Annotated in this window: 14 protein-coding genes and 1 tRNA gene; 14 read left to right on the forward strand and 1 reads right to left on the reverse strand. The window is 43.1% G+C overall.

Annotated features, from left to right (window positions below):
* The first annotated feature begins 11 nt into the window (after nt 1-11).
* The 4 genes from NRF22_RS04865 to NRF22_RS04880 are packed head-to-tail and all read left to right on the forward strand — an operon-like array spanning nt 12 to nt 2,937.
* Nucleotides 12-743 carry an amino acid ABC transporter ATP-binding protein gene (locus NRF22_RS04865; protein ID WP_036593922.1) on the forward strand — a complete coding sequence of 244 codons (732 nt, stop codon included), beginning with the start codon at nt 12-14 and terminating at the stop codon, nt 741-743.
* Between the two features lie 12 nt (nt 744-755).
* The gene (locus tag NRF22_RS04870; RefSeq protein WP_007744493.1) at nt 756-1,619 is read left to right on the forward strand and encodes a transporter substrate-binding domain-containing protein; all 864 of its coding nucleotides are present in this window, start codon (nt 756-758) and stop codon (nt 1,617-1,619) included.
* Nucleotides 1,616-2,272, forward strand: a complete 657-nt coding sequence (locus NRF22_RS04875) for an amino acid ABC transporter permease (RefSeq protein ID WP_007744492.1) — start codon at nt 1,616-1,618, stop codon at nt 2,270-2,272. The genes NRF22_RS04870 and NRF22_RS04875 overlap by 4 nt, the downstream gene beginning before the upstream one ends.
* Nucleotides 2,269-2,937, forward strand: coding sequence for an amino acid ABC transporter permease (locus NRF22_RS04880; RefSeq protein ID WP_007744491.1), 669 nt, complete (start codon nt 2,269-2,271; stop codon nt 2,935-2,937). The genes NRF22_RS04875 and NRF22_RS04880 overlap by 4 nt, the downstream gene beginning before the upstream one ends.
* Nucleotides 2,938-3,044: 107 nt before the next feature.
* Here the strand turns inward: NRF22_RS04880 and NRF22_RS04885 are convergent, their stop codons facing one another.
* Complete coding sequence (locus NRF22_RS04885) at nt 3,045-4,424, reverse strand: class II fumarate hydratase (RefSeq protein WP_263779455.1); 1,380 nt, start codon at nt 4,422-4,424, stop codon at nt 3,045-3,047.
* Nucleotides 4,425-4,590: 166 nt separating this feature from the next.
* On the opposite strand from NRF22_RS04885, the gene NRF22_RS04890 reads away from it, so the two are divergent.
* The 10 genes from NRF22_RS04890 (at nt 4,591) to NRF22_RS04935 (ending at nt 14,900) form a co-directional block, all read left to right on the forward strand.
* Nucleotides 4,591-6,480 (forward strand): M13-type metalloendopeptidase, encoded by a 1,890-nt coding sequence (locus NRF22_RS04890; protein WP_263779456.1) that lies wholly within the window; start codon nt 4,591-4,593, stop codon nt 6,478-6,480.
* Nucleotides 6,481-6,536: 56 nt separating this feature from the next.
* Entirely contained in the window at nt 6,537-8,624 is a 2,088-nt protein-coding gene (gene ppk1, locus NRF22_RS04895) for a polyphosphate kinase 1 (RefSeq protein ID WP_263779458.1), read from the forward strand.
* Between the two features lie 26 nt (nt 8,625-8,650).
* On the forward strand, nt 8,651-9,634 hold the full coding sequence (locus tag NRF22_RS04900; RefSeq protein ID WP_007744487.1) for a Ppx/GppA family phosphatase: 984 nt from the start codon (nt 8,651-8,653) through the stop codon (nt 9,632-9,634).
* A gap of 67 nt (nt 9,635-9,701) precedes the next feature.
* Nucleotides 9,702-10,070: a hypothetical protein gene (locus NRF22_RS04905; RefSeq protein WP_263779460.1), complete on the forward strand. Its 369-nt coding sequence runs from the start codon at nt 9,702-9,704 to the stop codon at nt 10,068-10,070.
* Nucleotides 10,071-10,191: 121 nt separating this feature from the next.
* Nucleotides 10,192-10,524, forward strand: a complete 333-nt coding sequence (locus NRF22_RS04910) for a thioredoxin family protein (protein WP_007744485.1) — start codon at nt 10,192-10,194, stop codon at nt 10,522-10,524.
* A gap of 112 nt (nt 10,525-10,636) precedes the next feature.
* Nucleotides 10,637-12,052, forward strand: coding sequence for an APC family permease (locus tag NRF22_RS04915; RefSeq protein WP_007744477.1), 1,416 nt, complete (start codon nt 10,637-10,639; stop codon nt 12,050-12,052).
* A gap of 39 nt (nt 12,053-12,091) precedes the next feature.
* A tRNA-Gln gene (locus NRF22_RS04920) sits at nt 12,092-12,164 on the forward strand.
* Nucleotides 12,165-12,421: 257 nt separating this feature from the next.
* Complete coding sequence (locus NRF22_RS04925) at nt 12,422-12,691, forward strand: hypothetical protein (RefSeq protein WP_263779461.1); 270 nt, start codon at nt 12,422-12,424, stop codon at nt 12,689-12,691.
* Nucleotides 12,692-12,881: 190 nt separating this feature from the next.
* Nucleotides 12,882-13,370 carry a PTS glucose transporter subunit IIA gene (locus NRF22_RS04930; RefSeq protein WP_263779462.1) on the forward strand — a complete coding sequence of 163 codons (489 nt, stop codon included), beginning with the start codon at nt 12,882-12,884 and terminating at the stop codon, nt 13,368-13,370.
* A gap of 18 nt (nt 13,371-13,388) precedes the next feature.
* On the forward strand, nt 13,389-14,900 hold the full coding sequence (locus NRF22_RS04935) for a PTS transporter subunit EIIC (RefSeq protein ID WP_263779463.1): 1,512 nt from the start codon (nt 13,389-13,391) through the stop codon (nt 14,898-14,900).
* The last annotated feature ends 1 nt before the right edge of the window (nt 14,901 follow it).

The raw sequence follows: 14,901 nt of genomic DNA on the forward strand, positions 1-14,901 counted from the left end.
AAAAGGATATTATGATCCAGTTTCAGGACGTAGAAAAATATTACGGTAGTTTTCACGCTTTGAAAAAAGTAAATCTGACCATTGATCGTGGCGAGACAGTTGTTTTGATCGGGCCATCAGGTTCCGGAAAATCAACCCTGATTCGGGCGATTAACGGTTTGGAACCAATTCAGGAAGGGCATCTGACCGTCAACGGTTTTGATATTCATGATCCGAAAACCGATATCAATAAGATTCGCAAACGTGTTGGTATGGTTTTTCAGCATTTTAACTTATACAACAATAAGTCGGTGCTGGAAAATGTCATGTTGGCTCCTAGAATTGTGAATCATATTCCGGAAGAGGAAAACGAAAAATATGCCTTAGATCTGCTTGATCGAGTTGGATTAAAAGACAAGGCTGGTTCGATGCCAAGCATGCTCTCTGGTGGCCAAAAGCAGCGTGTCGCTATTGCTCGAAGTCTTGCTATGAAGCCGTTAGCGCTGCTATTTGACGAACCGACCTCAGCGCTCGATCCAGAAATGATCGGTGATGTTTTAAGGATTATCCAGGAGATTGCTAATGATTCTGACCTTACAAGCCTGATCGTGACACATGAAATGAATTTTGCCCGTAAAGTAGCCAACCGCGTTATTTTTATGGCTGATGGTCAAATCCTCGAAGACTCCAAAACAGAAGATTTCTTCAACAAACCAACAAGTGAACGTGCTCAGCAATTTGTTGATCAAGTTTTGGATCATTAAGGAGGATACTGAATGGAAAAAGCAAAAAAAAGGCGAATCGGTATCATCACCTCGATCATCCTAACGGTTGTTATCATTTTAGGTGTCATTTTTGCTTCGGCTGTGGCAGCCAGAAATGCTCGGCATGTTGATACCTGGGAACGTGTTCAGCGTTTGGGCGCCATTCGCTGGGGCGTTAAGGCCGATACTAAATTATTCGGCTTAATGAATACCAAAAGCGGCGAGCCAGAAGGTTTTGATGTTGATATTGCTAAGGCTTTGACGGTTCAACTGTCAAAGCAGTCTGGTGTTCCGATGCGGGCTGATTTTACGGTAGTGACTTCAAATACTCGAATTCAGTTATTAAAAAATGCGAATATTGATGGTTTTATCGCCACGGCAACGATTACACCCGAACGTGAAAAAATCATTGATTTCTCAAATTCATATTTTAAAGCCGGACAAGCTATCTTGGTTAAGGACGGTTCTGGTATTAAAAATGTGCGTAGTTTGAATAATAGTAAATCAACAATTCTTGGTGTCGTTGGGTCTAACTCTGTTATTAATATTAAAAAATTTGCTCCTAAAGCTCGAGTGTTGGCATTGGGCGATTATGGTCAGGCTATGGCTGCTTTAAAGGCCGGCCAAGGTCAGGCGCTCACAACTGATAATGGTATCTTATACGGGCTTGCCACAGAAAACCCCGGCTATTCGGTTGTCGGCGGCACTTTTACCACTGAGCCTTATGGTGTCGCTTATGATAACCATCAGACAGCCATGGTTAAGCAGACTAATCGTGCTTTAAAGGCAATTATTGCAAACGGTACGTATAACCGTTTGATCAGAAAATGGTTCCGTGGTGTTCCCGGACTGAACTGGAGGTCGCTTGAGAGATGATAAATTTATTGACTTCTAATTTTGGTGCTTTTCTAACGGCTTTCGGTTATACGGTCTTGTCTAGTATTATTGCTCTGATTGCATCTTTGATTTTGGGGACACTTTTCGCAATTTTGCAGATCGTCCCGAGTCGGATTGCGCGCGGCATTGCCAGAATATATGTTGAGGTTTTCAGAAATATCCCTTTGCTGATTATTGTGATGTTTTTCTACCTTGTCGGTACGCGGGTTATTGCATTGGATGGTTTTACTGCAGGTACGATTGGGCTTTCCTTGTATACATCGGCCTTTATTGCAGAAACCGTCCGCGCTGGTATCAACGCTGTCGATATTGGCCAGACAGAAGGTGCTCGTGCTAACGGTTTGAGTTTTTCGCAAACTTTACGCATTATTGTCCTGCCGCAGGCTTACAAAATTGCGATTCCTTCTTTGGGAAACCAATTCATTAACTTGGTAAAAAACTCGTCAATTCTAGCTTTTGTGGCTGGTGGAGATTTGATGTATACAGCTAATAACGTGGCCGCTGCTACTTTTGATAGTTTTAACTCATATATTATTGTTGGTATTTTCTATCTGATTATTACCTTGCCTTTGAGTTATTACATGAAATATTTGGAAGCAAAAACTAAGGGATTGGCAAAGGAGGACTCATGATGATTATCGCTGCAAGTATATTTGACGCTTTTACACCAAGCAACATCAATTACCTTCTTGGAGGGCTTGGTATAACTATTGGTGTGTCGATTATTTCTGTGATTGCCAGTCTCGTGATTGGTGCTTTTGTTGGCGTGATTATGTACGAAAAAGTGCCATTTCTATCTCGTTACGTGACGATTATTAATGATGTTATACGTAATCTGCCTCTTTTACTGATTATCTTCTTCATTTACTTTGTGCTCCCGAGAATCGGATTGTACCTGCCGGTTTTTTGGGCCACTGTAATTGCGATGACAGTTTTTGAATCGACAATGCTGGCCGAAATTATTCGAGGCGGCCTGCTGGCAGTCCCGGCTGGCCAAACAGAAGGTGCACGATCAGTTGGGATGAGTAATGCCCAAGCTTTGATGCACATTGTGCTGCCGCAAGGCATCAAGAAGATGATTCCGCCAATCATTTCACAGCTGATTTCTTTGGTGAAGGATACCAGTTTAGCAGTTGGTATTGTGTTAGCTGAAATGACTTTCCGTGGACAGATTGTTTATGCTCAAAATTCGAATTACACAATTCCAGTCTTCATTGCCCTGGCAATTATGTATTTCATTTTGAACTTTGGTCTGTCTCTGATTGCTAAATGGTTTGATCGTCGTATGGCAGCTTAAAATTTATCACGATATTAAACATTTTCAAAAACCGCAAGTTCTGTGTCTCTTAGCTTGCGGTTTTTGTTTGTCTGAGTTTACTGGGGGGGTGTTTCATTCCTGGCGGCCTATTGGATGTTGGTCATGTCAATTGCGACAACCCATTTATTGAACTGTTTCTCTGATACTTTGCCAGATTTCAATGCTGCTGCCTTAAGTGTGAGCCCCTCTCGCTGCGCTAGCTGAGCGATCATGGCACTATCGTGGTAGCCGATATGCGGCGATAAGGCGGTCACGGTCATTAAGGACTGATTTAACAGTTCTTGCATGCGCTGAACATTTGCTATGAGCCCGACGACTAATTTGTCTGTAAATGAGGTAATTGTCGTGCTGAGCAAATCAGCGGATTCCAAAAAGGCACTAATCAAAACAGGTTTATAGACATTCATTTCAAAATTTCCCTGGCTGGCTGCTAGACTAATTACGACATCGTTGCCTAACACTCGGACTGCGGCCATTGTGATGGCCTCGGCTTGTGTCGGATTCACTTTTCCGGGCATAATTGACGATCCAGGTTCATTGGCTGGAATTGTTAATTCACCGTAACCCGCTCTTGGCCCGCTGGCTAGAAAACGAATATCATTAGCAATCTTTAAGAGATCGCTGGCTAATGTTTTGATCGCGCCGTGCACAACATTAAGGCCGGAATGTGCTGCTAACCCATAGAATTTATTGGAATCAGCAGTGAAGGGGATGTGATAAAGATCAGCCATTTTTTTGGCAATTGTTTGGGCAAAACCTGGTGCGGCATTCAGGCCCGTCCCGACAGCAGTTCCACCTATGGCCAATTCATTAAGCGTCGGTGCTAGTGTCTGCAGATAAGACAAATCATGCTGCAATTGACTGACCCAGCCGCTGATTTCCTGCCCAAAAGTCAGGGGGGTGGCATCTTGAAGGTGTGTTCTGCCAACCTTAACAGTCCGCCAATATTGCGTTTCTTTCTTTTTTAATTCTCTGATTAAATGTTGAATGGCCTGATTGAGTTTAGTGACAGCCAAAGCAGCTGTGATATTCATGGCAGTCGGGAAAATATCATTTGAACTTTGTCCCTGATTGACGTCATCATTAGGAAGAATAGGAATTTGTGAATTCAGCCGCCCTGCCATATGTGCCACGACCTCATTGACATTCATATTCGTCTGGGTACCAGATCCTGTCTGATAAATGACCAGGGGAAAGTCTTGTCTGAGATCTTCATCATTGAGTACGAGTAATTTATCAACAGCTTGAATAATCAAATTCGCTTTATCATCGCTCAGAGTACCTGCTGCTCGATTGGCATCAGCTGCGGCCTTTTTCAGCTGCAACAGCACTTTGATTAAGACCAAAGGCATCTTGCTGCCGGCAGAAAAATTTTGGCGGCTGCGTTCAGTTTGTGGTCCCCAAAGTGCATTTTGTGGAATTTTCACTGACCCCAAGCTGTCTTCTTCAATACGATATTCGTCCATAAGGTCCTTCTTTCCGTATTTTTATCATCAGAAACTGGTCTGTTTTTATAGTATTCTTGCAGAAAGCCTTGAGTCAATGATAGCGGTTAACAAATGCTGAGTGGTTTTGGCAAACAAGCAATCGCGGTCTTTTTAATGTTAGAATTGAAACAATTTAGGAGGAAACATGGTTAAAGTACAAGATGATCTCTTTGCTTCGGTCAATGAAGCATGGTTGAAAACGGCAAAAATTCGTCCCGATATGCCGGCTGCAAGTTCGTTTACAGATTTATACCTGTCGATTGAGGATGATATGCGTGCCGATACTGAGGCTTTTGCCAAGGGGGAGAAAGAGGCCCCGGCTTATTTAAAGAATTTTGTTGACTTTTATAAATTAGCCGATGATTGGGAAAAGCGGAATGCTGATGGTGCCAAACCGGTCAAACAAGCTCTAGCCGTCCTTGACAAGCTAACGAGTTTTCAGGATTTTTCTGATCAAGCTGCTGATTTGGATATGCAGGGTTACACAACTGGTTTTAATTTTGGCGTTGCACCAGATTTTAAAGAAGCTGACCACTATATTTTCTGGGTAGACGAACCTGATACTATCTTGCCGGATACGACTTATTATGCTGATGATAATCCGCAAAAAGAAGCTTTACTGGCAGCTTGGTCTAAAATGACCAGCGAAATTTTGGCAGCCGCTGGTTATAGCGAAGAGGATGTTGCCAAGATTGTCTCCGATGCTAAAAAATTTGATGCTTTGCTGCCGAAATTGGTGCTTAGCCGTCAAGAACAAATGGAATATTATAAGAACTATCATCCTAAATCAATTGATGATTTTGCAGCCACTGTTGATCAAGTCGATTTGAAACATTATATTGACCAACTAGTCGGTAAAAATGTCGATCAGGTTGTTTTGACTTCTGAACGTTTTTGGGAAGCAGGCAAGAAAGTCTTCGCTTCTGAGAACTGGCCGATTTTTAAGAACTGGCTAATAGCAGCCAATGCCTCGGCTTACGCGCGTTTTGCCTCTTATGATCTGTATAAGATTGCCGGCAGCTATTCTCGGACACTGACTGGTGCCGCTCAAGCACCTGAAGCAGCTCGTGCTGCCTATGCTTTGGCACACCGCCAGTTTGGTTTTCTCTTAGGCGAATATTTCCGTATCAAACATTTTTCACCAGAAGCCAAAAAGAATGTAGAGGCCATGATTCATAAAATGATCGGTGTTTACCCGTCCCGCCTGACTGATAACGATTGGCTCAGTCAAGAGACGATTAAAAAAGCAATCAGTAAATTAGATCATATTGCGATTAAAATCGGTTATCCAGATCAGGTACCGGCACGTTTTCTGGCTCGCAAAGTTGATTTGACTGCCAGTTTGGCCGAAAACGAACGCGTCTTGGTCAAACAAGAAGCCGAATTCAATTTGGGTCGCTGGGACACCAAGGTTGATAATACTGAATGGGTCATGACACCCGATACAGTCAACGCTTACTATGATCCGCAGACCAATTCAATTAATTTTCCGGCTGGTATTTTACAGATGCCTTTCTATGACTTTGATCGTGATGCATCAGCTAATTATGGCGGTATCGGTGCTGTTATTGCGCATGAAGTCTCACATGCTTTTGATACAAATGGCGCTCGTTTTGATGAAAAGGGCTCTTTGAATAATTGGTGGACTGACGAGGACCTGGCCAAATTCCAAGAAAAAGCACAAGCAATCGTTGATTCCTGGTCCGGCCTAGATGTTGACGGTGCACCAGTTAATCCGAAACTGACCTTAACGGAAAACATTGCCGACTTGGGCGGACTTTCAGCGGCGCTGCAGGCCGCAAAAGAGGATGATCAATTCTCTGCTGAATTATTTTTCAAAACATGGGCTGAGATCTGGCGTATGAAGGCTAGTACCGAATATATCAAACTTTTGACAAGTATTGATGAACACGCACCGAATAAATTGCGTGCTAATGAGCCGGTTAAGAATTTTGCGGATTTCTTTGAGACCTTTAACATTGGCCCTAAAGACGCTATGTATCGTGCGCCTGAAAAACGTGTCAGCCTCTGGTAATTGCAGGGAGGCTGCCCTTTTTTGTACATAAGCAAGAATAAGTAAGAATTGTATTTATGGCTGAAAACGAAAAAAATTCAAAGCATCTTGTCAATCGCGAAATTTCTTGGCTCCGTTTCAATGACCGCGTCTTAGCTCAAGCCAGAGACATCAGGCACCCGCTGCTGGAGCGGGCGCGTTTCTTGTCGATTACGCAAAAAAATCTTGACGAATGGTTTATGGTTCGACTAGCTTCGATCCATCAAATGGTGCAGCTGCATCTGATAACTCAGGATCCCACTGGTTTAACCCCATCTGCCGAACTGGATTTAATTTCCGCTGCTGCCGGAACACAACTAAAAAAACAGCATTCCCTTTATGCGCGTTCTTTGATTCCGATGCTGGCTAAAAGCGGCGTGAATGTCTTAGCAGTAGCTGATTTGCAGCCTGATCAATATGCTTGGCTGCAAAATTATTTCAAGCAGGAGATTTTACCAATTCTAACACCCATGGCTGATGATGGTACGCGGCCTTTTCCTTTTTTATCCAATGATAGTTTGAATTTAGGTATTCGACTAGCAGCTGGCAGCAAGAAGAAAGGCAAAATTGATCGTTATGCCTTTATTCAAGTTCCGAAAAATCTGCAGCGTGTCATTCAGCTGCCTACTGGAGATGGCCAGACATATGTTTTAATCGAAGATACTATTCAGGAATTTATTAGTCTTCTGTTCAATCATTATGATATTCAAGAGGTATCCGCTTTTCATATTCTGCGTGATATGGAGCTGGAAATTGCCGAGGAAGATTCACCCAATCTATTAAAAGAAGTTCAGACACAGCTGAAAAAGCGCGAGCGGGGTCAGGTAATTCGACTGGTTGCTGAAAAACAGATGTCGCGCAAACTGGAAAAACACCTCGAGAAGGCGCTTCCTCTGAATAAGAGACGTGTTTATCGTGTTTCAGGACCTGTGGATTTGGCTTTTTTGGATACTTTGATTAAACAGGTTCAGCGGCCCGAATTGATGTATACACCTTTTAAATCTCGCCTGGCAGGAGATTTGATGGGTTCACGTATTTTTGAAACAATTGCTGACCATGATGTGATTCTGCAGCATCCATATGATGACTACGCGCCTGTGGTCAACTTTATTAATCGGGCAGCTGATGATACCGAGACGATGGCGATTAAAATGACCCTTTATCGCGTGTCAGACCAGTCGCCAATCATCGCGGCTTTGGCACGAGCCGCTGCCAATGGCAAACAAGTGACAGCCTTGGTCGAAGTTAAGGCACGTTTTGATGAAGAAAACAATGTCCATTGGGCCGGAGAATTAGAAAAAGAAGGTGTTCATGTCATTTATGGTTTGCCGAATTTGAAAGTGCATGCCAAAATGGCTTTGGTCGTTAGAAGAGAATTTGGCAAAACGACACGCTATATGCACATTGGTACGGGCAACTATAATGAAATCACAGCCCGTCTTTATACTGATATCTCTTTGTTCACTGCAAACGAACAGTTGGCAGATGATGTGACCCAGATTTTTAATTATTTAACCGGTTATTCAATGCCAAGCGAACTTAAACTAGCTTATATTTCACCCAACGGTATTGCGGCGAGACTGACCGACTTGATTGATCAAGAAGCTGCTCATGCAGCGGCAGGCCAAAGTTCTGGTATCTGGATGAAAGCAAACTCATTAAATGATACCGAGATCATTAATCATTTAGTCGCTGCTGGTCAAGCGGGTGTTCCGATTCATCTGTTAATTAGAGGTATTGAGACCTTAAAACCTGAAATAAAATCAGTCACGAATAAGATTAAAGTTCACTCCATTGTCGGCCGCTTTTTAGAGCATTCGCGTATTTATCGTTTTGCTAACGGGCAGCAGCCATTGACTTACATTGCTAGTGCAGACCTGATGCCTCGAAATCTTTATCGGCGCGTAGAATTGATGGTTCCTATTCTCGACCCCGCCTGTGAAGCTGAGGTAGCGGAAATTTTTGAAACCATGTGGGCTGACACGGTCAACATGTGGAAAATGAAAGCTGATGGCAGTTATATCAAACATTCCAAACGTCGACGAAGTGTTGATAGCCAGCAGCTTTTTCTGGACCATAAATTCGTTTCAGATAAATTTGCTGAGAAATTTATTGGCGATCAATAAGTTACACTGGAGACAAAGGAGGCTTTATGGCAAAATTTGCAGTGATTGATTTGGGATCAAATTCTGTTCGTATGACAATCAGTCAATACGAGAAGGACGGCCAGTATGAGATTTTGGGTCGTTTTCAAGAAATGGTACGGCTATCGGCTGGCATGGGCAAAAAACGTGTTTTGCAGCCCGATGCGATCGACAGGACAATCCAGGCAGTGAAAAATTTCAAAAAAGAAATCGATGCCTACGATGAGATTACTGTGAGAGCAGTTGCTACTGCAGCTGTCCGGCAAGCCTCTAACCAAAAAGAGTTTTTAAGTAAATTTCAAAGTGCCTTGGATCAGCCATTGGAAGTCATTCCTGGCCTGCAAGAGGCGCATTATGACTATTTAGGCATCATTGAAACTTTGCCAATCGAAAATGCTTTGATCTTGGATACTGGTGGTGCTTCGTCGGAAATGGTCATGGTGAGGGATGGACAGGAGATACATGCTGTTTCCCTGCCGGCAGGATCCGTCAATTTGACGGAAACATATCTGGAAAAAGACAAAGTAACGGCTGTCTCATTTTTTAGAGCAATTACAGCTTTACAGCGTCTTTTTACGGATGTCGCTTGGTTGACAGAAGTGCGAAATTTCCCAATTGTGGCTATTGGCGGTTCTAATCGAACGATGGCTAAAATTTCCAGACGCAAGCAGGAAATGATTGGCTTATCGATTCACGGTTATCATTTGCCGGCTACTGAGGCAAATCAAATTTTTGAAGAGGTTTTGTCAAAAAATGCCAAAGAACGCGGTGAAATGCCGGGTCTAGCCAAAGAACGCGCCGATATTATCGTTGGTGGTATGCTGCCTTTGATTAAATTGTTTCAATACATTGATTCTGATCAAGTGATTTTTTCTCAATCCGGTTTGCGCGAGGGTATTCTTTTTGAAGAAATTCAGAAAATTACAGGGCATGAAGTGCAGGATCCTAAGGTTGATGATGATTTAGTCGACACGGAAAACGAAGATATATAAGATAAACCTTATTTATATATCTACAGCATTTGCTGTCCAACTGTGAATGATATTTTGAGGAGCAGATATGCCAGCAATTCAGCATTATACAAAAGAATATATTGATCGGTCCGAGGGACAGACGCATCTCTTATTAGATCAGGTTCAGTCTAAAGAACAAATTTTCTTGCAAAGTGTGCTTTTATCTTTGGATCGCCGGTTTGCAAATAGAGCCTTGGATCAGGCAGACAAAATTACTGAAAGCTTTAATTCGCTGATTGAGTTGCGAATTATTAATCAAGCAATTATGACTGGCCGCCCGATTGTGTTTCCTGATGGTTTTCCTTACGAAAGTGTCCTTTCCTTCAAAAATGGCGACAATGTCTATTTAACGCGTGAAAAATTAATGGCATTTGTTGATTTATTTTTCAAACAATTACGCCAGATATATAGATAATCAGATAGACTCAATGGTCCGAACAACCAGCATTCTCTTGAATTCGGCGGCCATTGTGTCTGCCTGCAGTTAAAAGTGTTCAAGGACTTGGCAAATCGTATTTTACTGATAAAATGTAAGTATGAACTTTTATGAACCAGAAGTTAATAGCGATCAAGTAATTGAAGATAAGATAAATGAGCCGGGACGGCAGGTAATGTTTTTGTCAGCTGACTGGTGCGGCGACTGCAAAGCTATCAAACCCTTCGTCCAAAGCATCAGGGATCACGTCTCGCAGACTGCTAATTGGTTTGACGCCGATCGCGATGCCAATCTTGAGATTGCTAAAGCTCAAGGGCTTCGAGGTATTCCTTCCTTTGTTCTTTTCCAGGATGGCAAACAGCTTTCTCACATCGGAGATGGCGAACGACTGACACCTAAACAAGTCTTAGCCTGGTATGACGCGACTCTTTAATTAAAGTTAACAAATATTTCACAAGCCAAAGAGAATTCTTTGGCTTTTTTTGTTTACATTCGTCTACTTACATGGCATAATTTTGACAATTTACTTTTTAAGGGAGGCAATTTTGGGAATTTTTAAACGATCTTTTCGTCGTGATTCGATTGCACAGTTTGCAAGTGCAGATTCGCACTTAAAACGTGTTTTGGACACAAAAGATTTAGTTGCACTTGGAATTGGGACAGTTATCGGTACTGGTATTTTTATCTTGCCGGGGACTGAAGCAGCACAGCATTCCGGCCCGGCTGTGGCGATCGGCTTTTTGATTGCAGCCATCATTTCCGGTATTTCCGGCATGGCCTATTCAGAATTTGCCAGCGCGATGCCGGTCGCTGGTTCGGCCTACTCGTATGGGTCGGTTGTCTTTGGGCAGGTGGTTGGCTGGTTTTTAGGCTGGTCACTAATTTTGGAGTATTTCTTAGCGACTTCGGCCGTTTCTGTAGGATTTTCGTCCTACTTGGGCGGCTTGTTGCAAACAAATCATATTAAAGGTTTTCAAGCTGTGTTGGCTGGCCCCTTTGAAGGCGGTATTATCAATCTGCCGGCCGTGCTGTTATTATTGGTGATCCTTGGGGTTCAGATGATCGGCCTGTCCACGACACGCTGGGTAGAAAATGTTTTCGTTTTGATCAAACTGCTCATTTTGACACTTTTCATTGCCGTGGGTATCTTCTTTATCAAACCGGGTAATTACGTGCCTTTCTATCCAAAAGAATTTCAGACCGGCCTCTTTGGACTTGGGGGCATCTGGGCCAGTACTTCGGGCATCTTCTTTGCTTTCATTGGTTTTGATACCCTGGCGGCACATACAGCTGAAGTTAAAAAACCAAAAACACAAATGGCACGTGGCATTATTTATACGGTCTTGGTTGCTGCGGTTCTCTATACTTTGTTTGCTATTATCTTAACCGGCATGGTTAATTATAAAAACTTGAATGTGAGTGATCCTGCGTCATTTGCCTTCAGTTATGTCAAACAGGGCGGCTTGGCTTCTGTGATTGGCATTGGTTCGATGATTGGCATGTTCACAGGTGTGTTGGCCTTGGTATTTGCTTCATCCCGTCTGATCTACTCATTCGGCCGGGACGGTTTATTACCGAAATTTCTTGGTAAAATCACCGGTAAGCAGCATGTCCCGATGAACTCTCTACTGATTGCTGGTTTGATCGAGATTCTCCTAGCTGGGTTGGTACCTCTTTCAGAATTAGCTTCTTTGATCAATGCTGGCACTTTAGCGGCCTTTGTCTTTGTCAACTTTGGTATCCTGCCGCTTCGACACCGAGCTGATATTGCTAATGCGGATGGTTTTCGAGTCCCTGGTTATCCGATTATTCCGATTATTGGCGGAATTACGAGTTTCTTTTTCATTACGCAGCTGAGGAGCCAGACCTTACTGATGTTTGCGATCTGGACGGTGATTGGCTTGATTATCTATTACGGCTACGGGCTTCATCATTCAAAATTACAGCAGACGAATGCTTGAATTTTAACGTGATATCATGGTAAAATGATATCTTGTTAATGCCCTTTGGCCAAGTTGGTAAGGCAATGGCTTCTGGTGCCATCATGCGCTGGTTCGAGTCCAGCAAGGGCAATTCAAGAGGGATAGCCGCTATCGTTGAGATAGCGGTTTTTTGTTGCTTATAAGCTGATATGAAAGATGCTTACTGGTTCAATTAAGTACTACAAGCGTGAGAAACAAATAGCATTTTTTGCACTGATTTTGCGTGCAACAAACTGCGTAAACCTGCCGGATCGTGAATATATTGTGTTTTTTTATTTTATAATGTTGGCTGAGGGCTTGGTGCAGGCCCTTATGGAATAACTTGCCTTAATACAAGCCCGTCTCTTCGTGAGGCGGGTTTTTGTACTACATTCCGTTGTACCCGACACAGCACTGCTTTATCATCCGAAAATTCTTCTAGTTGATGAAGCTCTTTCTGGGTTGGATACTACTAGTGCTTTGGCCATCCATCACTTAATCCTGGCTTTTCCAGCGACAGTGATTGAAATCGAACACCAAGTGGATACTCGCTTTTTACGCGATTATGATCAGGTCTTGAAAATTTCGGGTCAGCAAATCTCAGCGCAGGCCTCAGACTCATCACAAACTAACAATTGATCCAATCATTTTTGATCACAATCTCATTCTTGTTGAATTCTTAAGCCTGTTAAACGGGCTTTTTTGATGTGTGATTATTTGTGAAATAATATTTTTGAAAGCGTTTTATGTAAACGCTTGCAATGAGTGTCTGGATCGCTTATGATTACGGTGTAGGTCAATGTTGTACGTACAAGTTAAGGAGGGTCATGTGTTTGGATTTGGCAAAAAGAAAAAAGAGTTAATCAATGATGAAAAGTTATATGCGCCTGTCAGCGGGAAAGTGGCAGACCTGACAACGGTTTCCGATCCAGTTTTCGCTCAAAAGATGATGGGCGAAGGTTTTGCGATCGAACCAGAAGACCCGGTTGTCGTTTCACCTGCTGCCGGGACGGTCACTGTGCTTCAGCCGCATGCAGTCGGCTTGAAGCGCGCTGATGGTTTAGAAGTGCTTGTCCACATGGGCATTGATACAGTCAGCATGAACGGCAAACCCTTTAAACTCTTTGTGAAGGTCGGTGATGTCGTGGCTGGTGGTGATAAATTGGCTGAGGTGGATTGGCCGATGATCAAAGCTGCTGGTTTTCCTTTAACCACGATGGTACTGATTACAAATTCCAAAGATGCGCTGGACAAGTTCTCGGTTAATTACGGACCGGCTCAGCAAGGCCAGGAAATTGGCCAGGCAACAAGCAAATAATTTATTAGAAAGGTAATTATGGCAAAACAAGATTATAAAAAATTAGCTGCCGATATTATTGATGGTGTCGGCGGTGCTGATAATGTTGATAAATTAATTCACTGTATTACGCGACTGCGTTTTTATCTAAAAGATCCTAAAAAAGCCGATGCTAACAAGGTATCTAGTCTGGATGGTGTTGCCGGGGCTGTCTATAATGCGGCATTGGATCAGTTCCAAGTGGTTATCGGACCAGCCGTGACAGATGTCTATGACGAAGTCATTGCACAACTGGGTAATCGTGTTGTCGATGAAGATGCAACCAATCAGGCAATCGCAGCCACACAGGCCCAAGCAGCCAAGAAACGCCCCACGAACCTCTGGGGATGGATCAAGTATGCTTTTCAGGTTTTGATCGGCACGATCACAGGATCAATGATTCCGATCATTGGTTTGCTAGCTGCTTCTGGTATTTTAAAAGGTCTCTTAACTCTGTTCACCTTCAACTTAGGCTGGATTGATGTCAAATCATCCACATATATCATTATTAACGCGATGGGCGATTCGACTTTTTATTTCCTGCCGATTCTCGTTGGTTACACCGCAGCTAAACAATTGCGATCTGATCCAATTGTTGTGGCAGCGATTGCCGGCGTGCTGGTTCACCCAACAATTGCTGCTCTGTGGGCAGCACCTACAAAAGGAATGAGCACGTTGTTCGGTATTCCATTGAATGCCAGCCTGTTCGGTATTCCGATTCACATTCCACAATATACTTATTCAATCTTTCCAATTATTTTCGCAGCGTGGCTGGCAAGGCCGGTCGGCAACTGGTTCAAGAAAGTCTTGCCGTTAAGCCTGCGTTCTATTTTCCAACCACTATTCACTTTGTTTATCGTATCGGCTGCTGTGCTGGTACTCTTTGGACCGGTAATTTCACTTATTTCTGCTGGTTTGGCTGCTGTGATCAACTTCTTGGTCACATCCAACGAAGCCATTGCCGGTCTGGTTATTGGTGGTTTCTATCAGTGTTTGGTCATCTTTGGCCTCCACTGGATGGTTATTCCGTTGATCTCTAATGATATTGCCTCCACTGGTCATTCTGTCTTAAATGGTTTGATTAACTTCACGATGATCGCACAAGGTGCTGGTGCATTAGCAGTTTGGGCTAAGAGTAAGAAAGCTGATATTAGAGGTTTATCATTAGCCGGCGCGCTGTCAGGCTTTGCCGGTGTCACTGAACCCGCTATGTATGGTATTAACTTGAAGTACGGCCGTGTCTTTTGGATGGCCAATGTCGGTAGTGGCGTAGGTGCTTTTGTTGCAGGTCTTTTGAAAATTGATATGTTTGGTTTTACGGGTTCTTGGATTGGTTTTCCATCCTTCTTCTCAAAAACAAATCCGAATAATATTTACATCTTTTTGCTAGCGAGTGCCATTACGACGATTGTGTCCTTCTTGGCCGTTTATCTTTGGGGCTTTAAAGACAGTGATGTTGATACAGTCCGGAACGTTGAAAAGAAAAATGTCTTTAAGGATGCGGTTAACTAAT

It is taken from the genome of Oenococcus kitaharae (genome assembly GCF_025758695.1).
Taxonomy (GTDB): Bacteria; Bacillota; Bacilli; order Lactobacillales; family Lactobacillaceae; genus Oenococcus; species Oenococcus kitaharae_A.